This is a genomic window from Sedimentitalea sp. (assembly GCF_039973035.1).
Lineage (GTDB): Bacteria > Pseudomonadota > Alphaproteobacteria > Rhodobacterales > Rhodobacteraceae > Sedimentitalea.
Window position 1 is genome coordinate 1 of record NZ_JBDWLR010000074.1, and the last position, 17,450, is coordinate 17,450.

At 53.7% G+C, this 17,450-nt stretch carries 16 protein-coding genes and 2 pseudogenes; 12 read left to right on the plus strand and 6 right to left on the minus strand.

All coding sequences use genetic code 11. The annotated features are described in order from the left end of the window. Positions 1-889 (minus strand): amidase family protein (locus ABJO75_RS17575; protein WP_348432512.1); only part of this gene is annotated, 889 nt, incomplete at its 3' end. Between the two features lie 60 nt (positions 890-949). Beyond that, entirely contained in the window at positions 950-1,708 is a 759-nt protein-coding gene (locus ABJO75_RS17580) for a helix-turn-helix transcriptional regulator (RefSeq protein ID WP_348289567.1), read from the minus strand. Positions 1,709-2,219: 511 nt separating this feature from the next. Between ABJO75_RS17580 and ABJO75_RS17585 the strand changes: the two genes are divergently transcribed. Further along, positions 2,220-3,107, plus strand: a complete 888-nt coding sequence (locus tag ABJO75_RS17585; RefSeq protein WP_348432513.1) for a LysR substrate-binding domain-containing protein — start codon at positions 2,220-2,222, stop codon at positions 3,105-3,107. A 314-nt stretch (positions 3,108-3,421) separates the two neighbouring features. Here ABJO75_RS17585 and ABJO75_RS17590 read toward each other — a convergent pair. Beyond that, positions 3,422-4,798 (minus strand): annotated as a pseudogene (locus tag ABJO75_RS17590) (IS1182 family transposase). 736 nt (positions 4,799-5,534) lie between these two features. Here ABJO75_RS17590 and ABJO75_RS17595 point away from each other — a divergent pair. From ABJO75_RS17595 to ABJO75_RS17640, 10 genes are all read left to right on the plus strand, one after another. After that, the gene (locus ABJO75_RS17595; RefSeq protein ID WP_348432514.1) at positions 5,535-6,575 is read left to right on the plus strand and encodes an MHYT domain-containing protein; all 1,041 of its coding nucleotides are present in this window, start codon (positions 5,535-5,537) and stop codon (positions 6,573-6,575) included. Between the two features lie 111 nt (positions 6,576-6,686). Next, on the plus strand, positions 6,687-7,541 hold the full coding sequence (locus ABJO75_RS17600; protein ID WP_348432515.1) for a xanthine dehydrogenase family protein subunit M: 855 nt from the start codon (positions 6,687-6,689) through the stop codon (positions 7,539-7,541). 49 nt (positions 7,542-7,590) lie between these two features. Continuing rightward, on the plus strand, positions 7,591-8,085 hold the full coding sequence (locus ABJO75_RS17605; protein WP_348432516.1) for a (2Fe-2S)-binding protein: 495 nt from the start codon (positions 7,591-7,593) through the stop codon (positions 8,083-8,085). Further along, on the plus strand, positions 8,082-10,508 hold the full coding sequence (locus ABJO75_RS17610; protein ID WP_348432517.1) for an aerobic carbon-monoxide dehydrogenase large subunit: 2,427 nt from the start codon (positions 8,082-8,084) through the stop codon (positions 10,506-10,508). The genes ABJO75_RS17605 and ABJO75_RS17610 overlap by 4 nt, the downstream gene beginning before the upstream one ends. A gap of 54 nt (positions 10,509-10,562) precedes the next feature. Beyond that, on the plus strand, positions 10,563-11,438 hold the full coding sequence (locus ABJO75_RS17615) for a MoxR family ATPase (protein WP_348432518.1): 876 nt from the start codon (positions 10,563-10,565) through the stop codon (positions 11,436-11,438). Next, complete coding sequence (locus ABJO75_RS17620) at positions 11,435-12,616, plus strand: VWA domain-containing protein (protein WP_348432519.1); 1,182 nt, start codon at positions 11,435-11,437, stop codon at positions 12,614-12,616. Before ABJO75_RS17615 ends, ABJO75_RS17620 begins: the two co-directional genes overlap by 4 nt. Then, positions 12,613-13,398, plus strand: coding sequence for an XdhC family protein (locus tag ABJO75_RS17625; protein ID WP_348432520.1), 786 nt, complete (start codon positions 12,613-12,615; stop codon positions 13,396-13,398). The genes ABJO75_RS17620 and ABJO75_RS17625 overlap by 4 nt, the downstream gene beginning before the upstream one ends. Beyond that, positions 13,391-13,999 carry a nucleotidyltransferase family protein gene (locus ABJO75_RS17630; protein ID WP_348432521.1) on the plus strand — a complete coding sequence of 203 codons (609 nt, stop codon included), beginning with the start codon at positions 13,391-13,393 and terminating at the stop codon, positions 13,997-13,999. The genes ABJO75_RS17625 and ABJO75_RS17630 overlap by 8 nt, the downstream gene beginning before the upstream one ends. Positions 14,000-14,102: 103 nt before the next feature. Then, positions 14,103-14,555, plus strand: coding sequence for a carbon monoxide dehydrogenase subunit G (locus ABJO75_RS17635; RefSeq protein ID WP_348432522.1), 453 nt, complete (start codon positions 14,103-14,105; stop codon positions 14,553-14,555). Continuing rightward, positions 14,536-15,477 carry an XdhC family protein gene (locus ABJO75_RS17640; RefSeq protein ID WP_348432523.1) on the plus strand — a complete coding sequence of 314 codons (942 nt, stop codon included), beginning with the start codon at positions 14,536-14,538 and terminating at the stop codon, positions 15,475-15,477. Before ABJO75_RS17635 ends, ABJO75_RS17640 begins: the two co-directional genes overlap by 20 nt. 397 nt (positions 15,478-15,874) lie before the next feature. Here the strand turns inward: ABJO75_RS17640 and ABJO75_RS17645 are convergent, their stop codons facing one another. After that, positions 15,875-16,306, minus strand: a complete 432-nt coding sequence (locus ABJO75_RS17645) for a DUF3010 family protein (RefSeq protein ID WP_348432524.1) — start codon at positions 16,304-16,306, stop codon at positions 15,875-15,877. A 432-nt stretch (positions 16,307-16,738) separates the two neighbouring features. Between ABJO75_RS17645 and ABJO75_RS17650 the strand changes: the two genes are divergently transcribed. Continuing rightward, positions 16,739-17,107 carry a hypothetical protein gene (locus tag ABJO75_RS17650; protein WP_348432525.1) on the plus strand — a complete coding sequence of 123 codons (369 nt, stop codon included), beginning with the start codon at positions 16,739-16,741 and terminating at the stop codon, positions 17,105-17,107. 29 nt (positions 17,108-17,136) lie between these two features. Here ABJO75_RS17650 and ABJO75_RS17655 read toward each other — a convergent pair whose 3' ends face one another. Both ABJO75_RS17655 and ABJO75_RS17660 read right to left on the minus strand, forming a co-directional pair. Beyond that, complete coding sequence (locus tag ABJO75_RS17655; RefSeq protein ID WP_348432526.1) at positions 17,137-17,262, minus strand: hypothetical protein; 126 nt, start codon at positions 17,260-17,262, stop codon at positions 17,137-17,139. Between the two features lie 37 nt (positions 17,263-17,299). Beyond that, a pseudogene (locus ABJO75_RS17660) lies at positions 17,300-17,398 on the minus strand (transposase); the annotation flags it as partial. Positions 17,399-17,450: the final 52 nt, after the last annotated feature.

Sequence of the window (17,450 nt, forward strand, 5' to 3'; positions counted from 1 at the left end):
CAACTGGGAAACCAAAGGCATCGTTGTGCTCCCAAACGGCTTCAAAACTGACATCGACCAGCTTGGCACCGGCCTTGCCAAGAACCGACAGTTGTTTTTCGATTGCCGCCGCGACTGCTGATTCAAGATCATCAAAAAACCGATCTTTTGGAACGCCCAGCGTAACCTGAGAGAGATCAACAACCTCTGCACTCCCATGCTCGCTGCTAAGAACGTTATCCATCAACGCAATGTCACGTACAGATCGCGCAAGTGTGCCGACGGTATCGCGGGTATGGGAGATCGGCAAAACACCGTCGCTGTCATAGCGTCCAGTTGTCGGGCGAAACCCGGCAACACCGCATAAAGCGGCTGGAATACGACATGAGCCACCCGTGTCGGTTCCAAGCCCGATAGGGAATATCCCCGCCGCAACAGCAGCTGCGGTACCGCCAGATGAGCCGCCCGCGATCATCTCTGGATCAGCTGGATTACGTACTGGGCCTGTGACCGCATTATTGGAGGTGATGCCGAATGCAAGTTCGTGCATTGCCGCCTTGGCCGCGATGAAGCCCCCCGCACCTTCGATCCGATTTACGACGCCCGCGTTGAATTTGGGTGTCTGATGCAACAGCGATTTGGTTCCACCCGAGGTGGGGTATGTATTCGTATTGATGTTGTCCTTTGCAAGAACCGGAAGCCCTGCTAACGCGCCTTGGGGATTAGCACTCAGAGCTTTGGAAACAGCGGGCTCTAATGCAATCGCGCGAAAACTCTGAAGTGCATTTAGGTGGCTGTTCTGCGCTGCCTGTTCGAGCACTGATTGCGCATATTCCGCCGGGCTAACCGCCCCGCTCTTGAAAGCTTCAATCGTCGAAACACCGTCTAGTGATGATAAATTTTGTGGCACGCAAACCTCCCTGTCTCGTTAGAAACAAGGATAGAAGCGGCTGGACACCTTAGGCTATCATCACAAATGATGATTTTTTTCGGCTAGGAACAAGGCCAGCTGCGAGCGTCTGTTGAGGCCGGATTTGCGAAAAATCGAAGCGATATGTGTGCGCAAAGTTGGTTTGGAAAAGCCCAATTTCCCGCAAATCTCATCGTCGGTCTGGCCTGTAACAAGCAAATCGGCAACTTCGGCCTCGCGCACGGTAAACCCGACATCATCTCCAATCTGTGAAAACCGCAAAGAAGGGGCTTTGTCGCTATTGCTGCGCGCGCGGATCAGGGCATTCACCAGACTGGGACCGATTGCATCAACAATCTGAGCATCGCGTTGTGTGAAATCTTCGCGGTTGGCACCGCGCCAGATGCGCAAGTCTCCGATATTGTCGCCACGGTCAAATGCAAAGTAGTTCAGCCCATAGCACAACCCGTCTTGTTTAAGAAAATCGTTAAAGAACTCGGTACGGACTAAACGGTCATGTCGCATGACCTCGCTGACGGGTGTCGCTTTACGCCGCTTTTGCAAGATCGGCGTGATAGGATCGTGAAACTGGAAATAACTTTCGTAACGACGCAGATTGTCGTCGGTCATGTTGAGCTGAACACAGGACACAAATTCCTGATTGGCATCATCCCAAACATAAGAGGCAAAATGATCCGCCTTAAGGAGGTCCAGCAATTTTTGACCGACCCGCTGGCGCACTTCCAAATGGTCAAATTCACCACTCAGGTCATGCATGATCGAAAAGACTAGCTTTGATTCATCATCAGTCAGGTTCATGGGTTCGGAGCCTATGGCATTTCAAAGGTAAAGTCACAGGCGCGACAGAAATTTACAAGTTTCACACAATGCAGTTGAAAAGGGGGTTGCAAACAGCACGCGCTTCGCAGAAAGAAGCGGATGCTAAGAATCGCCTTAGATCCGTTGGAAGGCTTTGATTTTTGGGCTGTCCGTTCTATTGATGGAAGCTGCCATTCGGCCATTCGCATCCTAAGAATCAATGGCTGCTATCAGTTTCGAAGCCGTTTAAGCCTAACGATCTTCGATAAGATACGGGTCAATGGGTAGATCGGCGATTTCCCGTTTGTTCATCTTGCGAATATCGGGATGCGAAAGCGGGTCGCGCCTCCAGCGGTCTTCGTGGTGATCGACGTGAACCTGAATTACCCTGATGAGACGCCAAATAACCTTCAGTAAATTGGTAGATTTGATGTATAGCATTTCTAAAGTAGAACGCAGAGTAAGCTAAATTTGTATCGAAAAATTGTCGATAGAAGTGTAGAAAAACTATATGAAAAAGCTCTACGGAATTCATCTAAACGGGCTCAGGGCTATCGAGGTACTGGGACGCTGCGGAAGTCTGCGCGACGCGGCTCAGGAACTAGGCGTTACGTCTGGAGCGGTGAGCCAGCAGATTATCAAGGCAGAGGCGCAGCTAGACTGCCGGTTGTTTGAGCGGAATCCAAAGGGGATGGTGCCGACCAAAATCGGGCAACAGGTCGCTGAGCAGCTAACGCAGGGCTTTCTTTCTTTGGCACACGGTGTCGCTCTTGCAACGGAGAAGAGGCCTGACGCGATCACCATTGCCGTACCTCCCATATTTGTCGGAAAGTGGCTGGTTTGGCGGTTGGACCGCTTCAATCAGGCTCATCCAGAGGTCAAAGTACGAATCGACGCATCGGTCGATCTTGTGGACCCGCGCATGGGCGAGGCCGATGCCTGTATTCGCGTCGGCTATGGAGATTGGTCCGGCGTTTTGGCAGATGAGCTATTCCCTCAACGGGTCTTTCCGGTATGTGCGCCACACCTAGCCCAAAGAATAAATGGTCCAGAGGATCTGCGGCAGGTTCCGATTGTCCGGGACACGAACACAATGTTCGGATGGGATGTATGGTTGAAGCCAAACGAGATGACAGAAGAATGTCTCGGGACTGGCCCAGAATACTCCGACGCGGCGTTGTGCCTGGACGCAGCAATCGCAGGTCAGGGTATCTTTCTAGCTTGGGAAACGCTTGCACAAGACGCGTTGGCCATGAACCAATTGGTCGCCCCATTCCCGGGTCGCTTTCGCACCGGAATCTCCTATTGGTTTGTCGAGCCTGAAGACTGGCGCAGATCCACACCGGTTGCCGCCTTCCGAAGCTGGTTGGTGGATGAGCTCGCGGGCGGGCGCAAATGACCCTCCTGCGCTCAATCGCCGTGACCGGCAGCGCAGGTCGCGTAGGCTCTGGAATTTGCAGCCTCGCAAGAAGACAAGGGCTGCGTGTTGTCGGGCTGGACAAACGTCCAGATAGACCGTATTTACGAAAGCTCCTCTGCTCAACGACGTTGGCATTGGCAACCGATGGACAACATACAGGCCGCGACCAAAATCTACCATGACTAGCTAGACCGAACGTTCCTGCAACCTGCAGAATCGGTCGAGTTGGACTCATTCCTGCCGTTCTCCGCTTCGCGGCATCATAGGGAGATCCGACAACGTTGCATCGTCATTCACGGCCCTAAGCTGCCTTTCGCGAGCTGGACCGACGTTGCGGTGCGGCTTCCCCGAAGCAGACATTGATCGGTCGCGCAGCATTGTGATGGAACCGATGACTACAATGCGGACTTTCCCGACTTTCACCGCGGCTGAGCGAATAGCATTTCGACTTTCTTTCGCAGCCGCATCGAGATCACATACTGCTTGGTCTTGGCAATATCACGGGCAACCTGTCGGGCATCTTCATGTTCTTCGCGGGTGATCTTGCGTGCATCTGCTTTGGGGCAGCATTTCATTTTGGACGGACAAGCCTGACAGGTGTGTTTCAAAGCCTGATACTTGGCGACGCCCTTGCCTGTGGGTTTACGGTGCGGATCAGAATAATTGCGCCGGAATTGCTTGAGGGGTTCACCTTCGGGGCAGATGTACTGGTTGTTCTCAGCGTCCCATTCAAAGTCGGTGCGGGACCATGTGCCATCCGTGCGGACCGCTTTATCAAGCACGGGAATATGGGGTTTGATGTCACGGCCAACAAGCCACCCGAGCATTGGGCCTGACCCATATGCAGCGTCTGCGATAAGCCGTTCAGGATCTATACCATGCAGATCCTTGATCCGGTCCAACATGGTGCACACCGAACCAACTTCGGCCTGCCGGATTGATCTTGTGCCTTCGACATCCACAATGACGCTGTGGTCGGTGTCGATCAGATAGTTGGTAGAATAACTAAAGAACGCAGGGCCTTTCCGGGCGGCCGTCCATTGGCTTGCAGGATCGGAATGGGACGTAAACTTGGGCTTAACCTCTGATGCAGCACCAAACGCCGCATCGTCCAAAACGTCCAGATATTCCTTCACCGCACGTGGGGCGTCTGTTGGATCAATGGCTTTGTGGTCCCAATCTTCCTTCGGTGTGGAGTTTTGTTTGTTCGCGTCAGCTTCGATCAAGCTGGCATCAGCGGCCAAGCGTTGACCGCTCACCAACCCGTCTGCGATGCAACGCGCAACGGTCTTCTCGAAGAGATGGCGCAGCAACGCGCTTTCGCGGAAACGCCCGTGGCGGTTCTTTGAGAAGGTCGAATGGTTTGGGATTGGGTCGGACAGATCAAGGCGGCAGAACCAGTGATAGGCGAGGTTCAGGTGCACCTCTTCGCACAGCCGCCGTTCGGATCTGATGCCAAAGCAATACCCCACCAAAAGCATCCGGATCAACAGCTCAGGATCAATCGAAGGGCGGCCCGTGTGGCTGTAAAACTCAGCCAGATATTGGCGGATGTCGCTCAGATCGACAAACCGATCAATCGAACGAAATAGGTAATCCTGTGGAACATGGTCTTCCAGAGAGAACTCATAAAACAACGCGCCTTGCGCTTCCTGCTTCGGTCCCATCATCGCCAATCCCCCCAGTCTATAGAGAAATTGAATCAGCCAACGGGCATCAAATCAACAAGAGTTTTTCAACAAAATTAGCCCTTGTTGAGGGTTCTTGCGGTGCGGCACGCATCGAGGACCCCTGCCCTAGCACCTAAAAACAGCCCAACATTTCGCACCGGAAATATGCACCAGCCAATTCAGCTTGGTTCCATGGCTCTGCCGAGTTGTTGCAAATGTCATGCATTTCCTTACAAAAATCCCGAACCAGCCGTTCGAGCAACCCGCAGCGAAGGTGTCGAAAGAGCCCAACCTGTGAATTCAATTTTCTCGCTGCTTGCCCTCGCGGCGTCAGAAATGCCGCACGAGCGAGAAAGCTGTTGTCGCAGAGCAGCAAGAAAACCGGTTATTCATGCAAACTGCAGGAAAAACGACACGCTCAAGGATCAAGCCGCGGACTTTGGCTTCGTTCCTCCTTAGCCGTCCCTCTCATTAATCCCTGGCTGGCAAACCTAAGGTCAGCAATAGATAGCCTCTCTGGATAGAAACGCTCTGGATATTGTTAGATGAACAGGGAGAAAGTCGATCTACTGGCTGAACGACGAGCATGTGAAGCACGCATTTGCCAACAATCCACTTTTCGTCCAGTTTAGCCGTTATGGAATTTCTCGAGTCAGATCATAACAATTTTCTAGTCGTAATGTCATGTCTTGTGGCTCTAGTTGCAGGCTTCACGGGGCTGTCTCTGACACGGAACTTGTCTGACAAAACAGTTGCGCAAAAAACGCTGTCAATTGCGCTTGCTTCCGTTGCGCTCGGTGGTGGAATTTGGTCGATGCACTTCGTTGCAATGCTCGGTCTTCAACTGCCCGTCTTGTTCTACTATGACGCCGCAATCACCCTTATGTCTGCATTGACGGCAATTTTGATTGTCGGGGCGGCGCTGATATTGCTGCATTTTACCAAGCGGACGCCCGCAGTGATTGCGGCGGCTGGAGCGCTTGTGGGTGTAGGAATCCTTGTCATGCACTACATTGGCATGGCAGGGCTAGAGCTTTGCCGCGCAATCTATACGCCGATTGGAATTCTCACCTCGTCAGGGGTTGCTATCCTCCTGTGTGTCATCGCGTTTTGGATGACGTACTACCACCGCACGAATAAGAACATTTTCCTCGGGACGATTTGCTTTGGTGTTGCGGTTTGTTCAGTCCACTTTCTTGCGATGACTGGTACAAATTTTGTGGCAGATCCGCAGGGTGCTGAATTTGGCCCTCGCATGAGCAACGAAGTGCTTGCGCTTGGTGTTATCCTTTCCAGTTTCGTAATTTTCGGTACCTTTTTGTGGGTTGGCATCACCTACCTCATTCCTTCGAGCACTGAGGGCACGCTACGGCCTTCAAAGGCCAATCCCTCTGTTGAACCTCCTCAAACACCATCCCTGACAGGCTTGAAAATTCCGTGTGAACGCGATGGGGGTACGGTTTTCGTCTCACCCAGTGAAGTGATGCTGTTGCGGGCGGACGGGCGTTATACGCAAATCTACACACGTGATGATCAGTTGTTTTGTGTTTGGCCAATCACCGAGGCCACGAAAAGGTTGCTGCCCGAGGGTTTCCTTCAGACGCATCGCAGCTACTTGGTGAATCCGAAGGCAGTCGCACGGTTTGAGCGGGACAAAGACAAAGGTCGTTGCATCTTTGACATTGATGATGTGCCGTCGGTTCCTGTCAGCCGCTCAAAGCTTAAGGAAATCCAGGATGCGCTGTTGGTGTCAAGTGGCGCAGTTCGTGCAAGCTGAGGCGCATTTCGTGTCATTACCCTGTTTTTCATACCTTTTCTGATGCCCTAGCATACGTTTGTATGCAGTCCTCCCGACAGCTAGACCATTTGTTCTGAGGGAGGGCAGCCGATGATACCAGCGGCATTTGAATACTATAGACCACAAGATATGGCCGGAGTTCTCGCCATTTTAGATGAACACGGTGACGATGCGCGCGTCATGGCGGGGGGGCACAGCCTGATCCCGATGATGAAATTGCGCATGGCAGAGGTACCTCACTTGATCGACCTGCAAGACGTCGGCGGCATGTCCGGCATTGAAGTCGGACGTGACAGCATCCGCATCGGCGCGCTGGTCACACAGGCCGACGTCATCGACGACGCGGCATTGACTACCGCCGCACCGATCCTTCGCGAGGCAGCTTTGCAAATCGCTGATCCGCAGGTGCGCTATATGGGCACCATCGGTGGCAACGTCGCCAACGGAGATCCGGGCAATGACATGCCGGGTCTCATGCAATGTCTTGACGCTGTGTTCCATTTGGTTGGTATCAATGGTGAACGCGATGTGCCTGCACGTGAGTTTTATGAAGCGGCCTATATGACCGCGCGCGAAGACGACGAAGTATTGACGGGCGTCACCATCCCAATGCCAAAGGGCGGTCACGCCTATGAAAAGCAAAAGCGCAAGATTGGCGACTACGCTACGGCCGCTGCCGCTGTTCAGATCACCAAGGGTGATGGCACTTGCACCGCTGTATCTATCGCAATGACCAACCTCAGCGATACGCCGGTTTATTCCGAAGCTGCTGGCGCTGCCCTGGTAGGTACAACCGTCGATGATGCTGCGCTTAAGGCAGCCATGGCCGCAATGCTGGGTGACATTGACCCATCCGAGGACAATCGTGGCCCAGTCGCCTTCAAAAACCATGTTGCTGGCGTCATTTTGCGGCGCGCCATCGAACGCGCTTGGTCGCGTGCTTAAGGGACACGCCCTCAAGTAGCGAAGCGGTAGGGCAAAAGGGAAAAATTACATGTCTAACAAAAAACACGTCACACTTCACGTGAATGGCAAGACCGAGGAATTCCTCGCTGAGCCACGCGAATTGCTGATCTACACACTGCGTGAGCGGTTAAACATCACAGGGCCCCATATCGGTTGCGAGACATCTCACTGCGGTGCTTGCACAGTGACGATTGACGGCAAATCAGTGAAATCCTGCACAATGTTCGCTGTTCAGGCCGAAGGTGCCGAGATTACAACCATCGAAGGCATCGGCGGCCCCGATGATCTGCACCCGCTGCAAGAGGCGTTCAAAGAACACCACGGGCTTCAGTGCGGTTATTGCACACCGGGAATGATCACGCGCGCCAAGAAGCTGCTGGAAGAAAACCCGACCCCAACCGAAGAAGAAATCCGGTTTGGTATGGCAGGGAACATCTGCCGCTGCACGGGTTACCAGAACATTGTGAAATCCATTCAGGCTGCGGCCACTGAGATGAATGCAGCCAAGGAGGCAGCAGAATGAAGGACGAAATTAGCCGCGAGAAACGCGTTGATAACCTTAAAGGCATGGGCTGTTCGCGCAAGCGGGTAGAAGACGCACGCTTCACACAAGGCAAAGGCAACTACGTTGATGACGTAAAACTGGACGGTATGCTTTTTGGTGACTTCGTCCGCTCTCCCTACGCCCACGCACGGATCAAAAGCATCAACACCGAGGCCGCGTTGGCTGTACCGGGCGTTATGGCTGTTTTGACCGCTGCTGATCTTGAACCGCTTGGTTTGCATTGGATGCCAACCCTTGCTGGCGACAAACAGATGGTGCTGGCAGACGGCAAGGTGCTGTTTCAAGGTCAAGAGGTCGCCTACGTCGTGGCTGAAGACCGCTATGCCGCCGCCGACGGAATCGAATTGGTCGAGGTGGAGTACGAAGAACTGCCTGTCATCGTGGACCCATTCAAATCCCTGCAATCTGATGTGGTTCTGCGTGAGGACTTGGTGGCCGAAGACGGTTCCATCCCGGATGGTGCGCATGGACCGCGTAAGCACCACAATCACATCTTTACCTGGGAAGCAGGCGACAAAGCCCCGACACAAGAGGTGATCGACAACGCCGAAGTCGTGGCCGAAGAATCCATGTACTATCACCGCACGCACCCGTGCCCGTTGGAAACATGCGGGTGCGTCGCGTCCATGGATAAGGTCAACGGTAAACTGACGCTGTGGGGCACGTTCCAAGCGCCACACGCGATCCGCACCATTGTGTCGCTGATCTCTGGAATTGAAGAGCACAACATCCGCGTGATCTCGCCGGACATCGGCGGCGGATTTGGCAACAAGGTTGGCGCGTATCCTGGCTATGTTTGCTCGGTCGTGGCCTCCATCGTGACGGGCAAACCTGTCAAGTGGATCGAAGACCGCATGGACAATCTGATGACCACCGCATTTGCGCGTGACTATTGGATGACCGGAAAAATTGCGGCGACGCCTGAGGGCAAAATCACGGGCCTGCAATGCCATGTGACAGCCGACCACGGTGGCTTTGACGCTTGTGCCGACCCGACAAAATTCCCAGCTGGTTTCATGAACATCTGCACCGGGTCCTACGACATCCCAACTGCCCACCTCGAAGTTGATGGTGTCTACACCAACAAGGCTCCGGGCGGCGTTTCGTATCGTTGCTCGTTCCGTGTGACCGAGGCTGTCTACTTCATCGAACGCATGATCGAAGTGCTTGCGATCAAGCTGAACATGGACGCGGCAGAGCTGCGCAGGATCAATTTTATCAAGAAAGAACAATTCCCTTACAAGGCCGCCCTTGGCTGGGAATATGACAGCGGCGACTACCATACCGCATGGGACAAGGCGCTGAAAACCGTCGATTATGACGGGTTACGTGCCGAACAGGCGCAACGGGTCGAAGACTTCAAGGCAGGCAAAACCCGTAAACTGATGGGTATCGGACTGTCGTTCTTTACCGAAATCGTCGGCGCGGGTCCTGTGAAAAACTGCGACATCCTTGGGATGGGTATGTTCGACAGCTGTGAAATCCGCATCCACCCTACAGGGTCTGCGATTGCGCGGCTTGGCACAATTTCCCAAGGTCAGGGACACGCGACAACGTTTGCGCAAATCCTTGCCACTGAAATTGGCCTGTCGGCCGATAGCATCACGATTGAGGAAGGCGACACAGACACGGCACCGTACGGTCTTGGTACTTATGGGTCCCGGTCTACACCGGTTGCGGGTGCTGCTGCAGCGATGGTCGGACGTAAAATCCGCGCCAAGGCACAGATGATTGCGGCTTATCTGCTTGAGGTTCACGACAACGACGTGGAATTCGACGTGGATCGTTTTGTGGTGAAAGGCGCACCTGAGAAGTTCAAGACAATGAAGGAAATCGCCTTCGCGTCCTACAATCAGGCGATCCCAGGGCTTGAGCCGGGTCTGGAAGCGGTCAGCTATTATGATCCGCCCAACATGACCTACCCGTTTGGTGCTTATGTTTGTGTCATGGATATTGACGTCGACACAGGTGTTCCGGAAATCCGCCGCTTCTATGCGCTGGATGATTGCGGCACTCGGATCAATCCGATGATCATCGAAGGCCAAGTGCATGGCGGTCTGACCGAAGCGCTTGCCGTTGCCTTGGGTCAAGAGATTGCCTACGACGACATGGGCAACTGTAAAACCGGTACGCTGATGGACTTCTTCCTGCCAACGGCATGGGAGGTTCCCAACTACGAGACCGACTTTACCGTTACGCCTTCCCCACACCATCCCATCGGTGCGAAGGGTGTCGGTGAAAGCCCGCATGTGGGTGGCGTGCCGTGTTTCTCAAATGCTGTGCAGGATGCGTTCCGGCCCTTTGGTAACACGCATACCAACATGCCGCACGACCATTGGCGCATTTGGCAGACCGCACAGAAACTCGGTCTGCACGACTAAAACGAAACTGCGGGCACCCTTTAACAAGGGTGCCTGACAGATGGGAAAACACCAATGACTTGGACTACTCTACAAACCGCGCTGGCCGCGGATGGATATGTTGCATCCGACGATCTGTCGGTGGCTTTGCATCTGTCGCTCATCTTGGGGCGCCCATTGATGCTTGAAGGAGCAGCTGGCGTTGGCAAGACCCAAATCGCCAGCAGCCTTGCCGAACTGCGCGACACAAAACTGATCCGTCTACAGTGTTACGAAGGCTTGGATGCCGCCCAAGCGATTTATGAATGGAATTACCAACGCCAGCTTTTGACCATTCGTGCTGCCGCAGAAAATGGTGAAACAGGTGCGGCGGTTGAGGCGCGTATCTTCTCGCGGGATTTTTTGCTGGAGCGACCCTTGCTCGCCGCGATCACCCAAGACGTGGCCCCAGTGCTGCTGATCGATGAGATTGACCGCGCCGACGAAGAATTTGAAGCATACCTACTCGAAATTCTCTCTGAGTTTCAGATCACAATTCCGGAGCTTGGCACAGTCGAAGCGACGACCCGCCCTATCGTTATCCTCACCTCCAACGGCACCCGCGACCTGTCCGATGCATTGCGCCGCCGTTGTTTGTATTCCTACGTTGAATATCCTGACCGCCACACGGAACTTGCAATCCTAAAGGCCCGCTGCCCCGAGATTGAGGCGCATCTTGGTGCGCAGATCGTGGGTTTTGTTCAAAAACTACGCGAAGAAGACCTTGAGAAAGTGCCGGGTATCGCAGAAACGCTCGATTTTGCGGCGGCACTTATGGGCCTTGGTATTGCTGATCTGACAAACGACCCAGCCGCTTTGCAACATACGCTCAGCACATTGCTTAAAACGCAAAGCGACCGCGCCAACGTCACCGTTGAGGTCGCAGGCCGTATTGCAGGGCGCGCTGCATGACACGCGTAACCAAATTTGCCGCGCGTGATCCCGGCCCTGCGGCGCGCGTCGCGGGGTTCATGGCGCATTTGCGTGAGAACGGCATGCGGCTTGGGGTTTCGGAAGCCGATCTCGCGCTGGCGGCGCTGGCAGAGGTCGATGCGGCATGGCCCGAACAATCCCGTCAAGCTCTGCGCGCCATCTGTACTGGGTGCAAAGAGGAGGTTGAGCAGTTTGATAGGCTGTTCGACAGCTATTGGATGGACATGGGGCGGGTGAAACAAAAAATTGTGCAAACGCCGCCCAACCCAAACCAAGACGACGTTCATTCGTCGCGCGAAGCAAAAGGTGAAGACGCAGGTGGGGCCGGATCAGCGAATGCGCCAGATGGGGGACAGGGCGAAGCGGAAAGCGATGGCGAGGGGCGTTTGATCGCGACCCAAATCAGCAACCTGATGCGCAAAGACCTACGTGATCTGGTGCGCCCCGAAGACATCGCAGAGGCCGAAATTGTCGCCCGACGGCTTGGTGCGGCGTTGCGCGACAGACGATCTCGGCGCCGGATCGCTGCGCGCAAAGGGGATCGGCTTCATTTCCGGAAAACCATCCGCGCCAGCCTTGCCACAGGGGGCGAACCACTGCAGCTTTTACGAAAAAACCGCCCCGACCGCCCCCGCAAGATTGTGGCGCTGTGCGATGTTTCCGGGTCGATGACCGTCTATGCGCAGGTGTTCCTTGCGTTTCTATCCGGTCTCATGCGCAACGATCCTACGGCGGACGCCTACCTGTTTCACACGCGCCTTGTGCGGATCACCGAGGCATTGCGCGACAAGGATACCATGCGCGCCATTGGTCGGATGTCGCTGATGGCGGATGGTTTTGGCGGGGGATCAGAAATTGGACCCTCTATCGGGCGCTTTGCCAAGACGTATGCCAAACGGTTTGTTGATGGGCGCAGTGTCGTGCTGATTTTATCAGATGGCTATGACACCGCCGCGCCCGAGGTCATGGATCAAGCGTTGAGCGATCTGAAAAAGCGGGGCTGCAAAATCATTTGGCTGAACCCTTTGAAAGGGTGGAGAGACTATGCCCCCGTAACCTCAGGGATGGCCGCAGCACTGCCGCACCTCGATCTGTTCAAGGCCGCAAATACAATGGCTGATCTCGCCAGCCTTGAACGCGAGGTCACATCGTTATGAGCCCTGCCGAAATCTTATCTCAAAACCTTGCAGATGCAGCGCAAACGTTACGCCAGCGCGACGAACCTTTCGCCTTTGCAACAATCGTGCGCACAGCGGGTGCGACAGCTGCCAAGCCCGGTGCCAAAGCATTGCTGAGTGCGGACGGTTCGATTTTGCGTGGTTGGTTAGGCGGCGGTTGCACGCGCGGGGCAGTCAAGAAAGCTGCGATTTCGGTTTTGGCAAGTGGGCAACCCCAACTGGTCTCTGTCGCGCCCGAAGAACTGTTGGCCGAAAAAGGCGTCAGCGCAGGCGACGAAATAGACGGCACAAAATTTGCCCGCAACGGATGCCCGTCCAAAGGCAGCGTCGACATCTTTATCGAACCCTGTTTGCCCTTGCCTCAATTGGTTGTCTTAGGGGGGTCACCTGTCGCCCAAGCGTTGGTGTCACTGGCCCCACAATTTGATTGGTCGGTGACCGAAACAGCACCAAGCCCGGCTCAGGACAACGCGCCGAAGCGTGTCATCGTGATAGCCACCCAAGGACAAGGCGACGTTGACGCGTTGGCGGCGGCGCTGGCCGTGCCGTCGATCCATACAGCTTTTGTTGGCAGCGGGCGCAAGTTTGCCAGCCTTGCCAATAAACTGGCGGCCAAGGGGATTGAGCAAGCCCGCATCGACGCGGTCAAAGCACCCGCGGGACTGGATATCGGGGCCATCACGCCCGAAGAAATCGCGCTGTCGATCCTTGCCGATCTTGTGCAGGTGCGGCGTGTGCAGGTTCAAACCTCCCATGATTGAAGCTGTCGCGATCATCCTTGCAGCAGGTCTGTCGCGCCGAATGGGTGCGCAGAACAAACTGCTGCTCCCCATCGGTGAAACGCCGATGATCCGGAATGTGGTGATGCAATACCGGGCGGCCATTGACGGGCCGATCACGGTGGTCACAGGGCATGATCAAGCAACGGTTGCGGCAAAGGTGCAGGATATAGCCAACATTAATTGCGTCTTTAATCCTGACTATGAGACCGGGCAGCAAACCTCTGTTGGGGTTGGATTGCTAAACACACCGCTGGCCGATGTGACCCTGATCGGACTTGGTGATCAACCGTTGCTGAGGTCTACGGATATCGTTGCACTTTTAGATGCGCACCGATCTGAGGGTCCTGGAAAAATTTCTATCCCTGCGCAGGGTGATACGCGCGGGAATCCCATCGTTGTGCCGCGCGATCTGCGCCCACACCTCACCGCTGACCCAAACAAACCGGGATGTATGCGCTTTACCCGCGATAACCCCGATCTTGTGCAACGTCATACCCTGCAAGCAGCCGGATTTTACACGGATATCGATACCCCGGACGCATATGCGCTTTTTTGCAAAGAAAGAAACCTAGCCAGATGAAAGCGCTCATTAGAAAAATACGCCGCATCCGAAAAAAGCTCGCTCTTACACCGGAGCAAGCCGACCAAATCAGATTCCCCTGTTGTTAGAAAAGGACACCCAAATGGAACTCTCCGACGAAATCATCATCAACGCACCCAAAGACAAGGTATACGCGGCCCTGAATGACCCTGAAATTTTGCAGCAGTGCATTCCCGGCTGTGAAGAATTGATCAAGCATTCCGACACCGAACTGGAAGCGAAAGTTGTCTTAAAGGTCGGTCCCGTCAAAGCGCGTTTTACTGGTGACGTGCAGCTTGATACCGCAGGCGCACCCGACGCATTTTCCTTGACCGGGCAAGGCAATGGCGGTGCTGCAGGCCATGCAAAAGGCGGTGCTGACGTGACGCTAACCGCTGATGGGGACCAAACAATCCTAAAATACGAAGCAAAGGCGGATATTGGAGGCAAACTTGCACAGCTTGGCAGCCGTCTGATCCAAAGCACAGCAAAAAAACTGGCAGCCAAGTTTTTTAAGTCCTTTGCAGATGTGATGGATGAAGAAACCGTTGTCTGATTCAATATCGCTTGCTGAACATCCGAGCGACATCGTGGCTCATGCGGCCAAGATGATAGCGTCCGGCAAGCGGTTTGCGTTGATCACATCTGTTGCAATTGCGGGAGGCGCGGCCCGAGAGGTCGGGTCTCTTGCTGTTTTAGATCAAGATGGTGAGATGACGGGTTACTTGTCGAACGGATGCATCGACAAAGATATTCAGCTGCACGCAGTTGAGGCTTTGCGCACGGGCGAAAAAATACTGATCCGTTACGGCGATGGGTCGCAATTTGTCGATCTGAAGTTGCCGTGCGGTGGATCGCTCTCTGTTTTGATCGACCCCGCTCCAGATCGCGCAGCATTGTCAAAGCTACATGAGAATTTTCGTAAGCGAGAGTCTGGTAGTTTAAAATTTACACTCCCGGATCATGACCCTGAGCTACCAATAGAATTCACTTATCGCCCTCAATACCGGTTGGTTATTGCTGGACGCGGGGCGATATTCAGAGCAATGGCGCAAGTCGGACGATCCGTTGGTTTTGGAATTTTCTGTTTGTCCCAGGATGAGGATGACTTGAGCGCCGTAGGCCCGATTTGTGACGCGGCTCCAATACACTTGATGTCTTCCCAGCAAGATATAAATCTGGACATCATTGATCGACATTCAGCTTTTTTGACGCTTTTTCATGACCACGATTGGGAACCCGGATTACTGCATGCAGCTTTGCAAACACGGGCCCAATTTATTGGGTGCCTAGGCAGCGGCCGGACCCATGACATGCGTATCGAACACCTGAAAGAGATGGCAGTCAGTCAAGAACAATTGGCGAGGCTCAAGGGCCCAATCGGTCTCGTCCCGTCCTTACGTGATGCGCCCCTAATTGCGATCTCGACTCTTGCAGAGATCATTTCCGGTTTGGAACCAAGCATATCAATGGTTTAGGCCTCTACTATAGAACCAAAACAATGAAAAAGAGCTACTTGTCTGCTATCGGACCCTATTGAAACGTCGTCAATTTTACAAATTGAGGAATTTCGGTTTGGGCAAAAGCTGCACTTTCAAGTTGTGCGTTGGTTTGCGCCGCAATGAAAGGACGGTTCAGGTGCAAGTGTTACCATTGGGTAAGAATGACCGCTTCCACCACGTGAGCCGCATCGGAACCAGAACCTTGCTGCAAATGCAAGGCAATGCTGCGTCAGCGAAGGTAAGAAATCGAATGGCGGCAAAGTCCGCGTTGTGTCAGTTCAGGCAGAGCGCAGCGAATGTCCAAAAACCGATACCGGTGTTCGTACAGTTTGCGTCTACATAGGATTGGCATGGCTAGATCTCAGTATCTCGGCTATGCTAAAAATCCCGGCTTCGTCAGAGCATAAGCTCCGGAAAGAAATGCGTTCTTCAAATAAACGGGCAGCTTCTCGGGATATTCATCAAGGTCTTTCTTAGCAAAGTGAGAGAGTGCGACCGGACTAACGAACTTGGTTTTGCTTCCTTCGACGAGTTGGATCAAGGTTTCAATTTTGAAGGAAACCGCCCCGCCTGCCATACGGCCTTTCTTGGCACGAGTTTTAATCACGAATACATCAATCTCGTGATCTCGGGAAAACTGTTGAAGATCTGCCAATACTGATCGTAGATCGGCCTCGGACGTGTCATCCTCCAGCACTACCCGTGTCGTCTTCAGGCGCAGCATTTCCACACCACCTTCATCATCATGGTAGGCAACGGCAAGCCGAACTTCACTCGCCGATATTTCACATCCACAAACTCTCATGTGTCACGCCTCCTTTTGAAAACTTGTCATTACCACATTGCTGATCTGAAAAATTCAAACCTTCGCTGCACTTTGAAAGAACACCGTAGCCAGCGGCACAATGGCCGTCCTGCCTAATTGAAGCTGCACCAACAAAAGATCAGCGTAGTTACGATAACAGGCAATTATCCTCGCAATCAGCCAACACCAGCGACGACCGAGACTCGCTTCCTTCGATCAAGAAATGTGGAATTTGGGCAACCACGATCATCAGAATCCAAACATAGATGCTCTGGTTTCACTTGGAAATCTGACAACTTGGTGGTTAATGCTGTCTGAGAAACAGCAACATTGGGCGTTATACTACCTGCTCAGTGGCAATATTATAGCTACGACCAGACGATGGGCCACTTAGAGAACCACTGTCTAGAGTAGAACGGGAAGAGGTTTGGTGTGAGCAGCATCCAAGACAACGAAGCGCCAAATGTGGTTACTGAGACGCGATTTCGCATACTGATGCAGAGTGGCTACCTCGCAGAAGTTCTTTGTCAGTCTGCTGCCTACAACAAGAGCGCGGTATGGTACGGCAAGTGGGTAATCCGGATCATCGATGAGGACAGAACATTTATGAAGCTTTTGGTCCCAGCACGGTCGATGTCAGACAAACATGATGAAATCAGAATTCGCGAGTTTAAGACGGCGAACGGTCTGATCTCCTTCCTTGCCAGCATGGGGTGCACACATGCCAATGTACCGCTTCAAGAAGGCGGGGTTTCAACACACGCATTGCCTGTTGAGCTTCTGGCCAAGGATGAGGGCTGACAAGGCTTTGAGATTTTAATCCCAGGCTCTCAATAGTTGACCTGTTCAAAACCGTAGTACCCCTCATAGTCACGCCATTCGACAAAGACGGAGCGATGCCAGATCGACGGGCAGTTCAACCCCCAACGCTCCGTTCCGACATGTGCAACCGGCAAGTCAGCGATACCTGCACGGCTCCAACGGTAGTCACCTTACCCCGACCCCCAGATCGTTAGCCACCTGCTTGCGCGTAAGCCCACTTGTCAGCGCGATACGCACCGCATCTTGCCGGAATTCGTCCGTCCGTTTCAGTCCCCTCTCGGGATCATGCTTCGCATAACCCTGCCGGGCGGGGCATAGTTCA